We start from the raw sequence: 265 nt of genomic DNA on the forward strand, positions 1-265 counted from the left end.
TCGCCTTGATCGGCGCCTGCTGGCCCGCCTCGGGGGTCTCGAGCTTGCGCACCAGCTCGACGATCGCCTGCGCGTACGCCTGGGTCAGGACCTGAGCCTGAGCCGCGTCGGGATCGGTCACCGACAGGTCCAGGTTGACCGTCTCAGGCACCACGCTGGCGCTAACCCGGTGGGAGAGATCGTCCGGTGAGATGTCGAGGTTGAGGTCGCGGGCGACGACGGCCGCGAGGTCGCGACCGCTGGCGAGCTCGGCATACGACGCGAC

General features: G+C 69.8%; 1 pseudogene. It reads right to left on the reverse strand.

The features are described 5' to 3' along the window. Positions 1-265: pseudogene (locus Q0L15_RS19345) on the reverse strand (capsular biosynthesis protein); the annotation flags it as partial.

Origin of the sequence: Nocardioides sp., assembly GCF_024509035.1 — a bacterium.
Lineage (GTDB): Bacteria > Actinomycetota > Actinomycetes > Propionibacteriales > Nocardioidaceae > Nocardioides.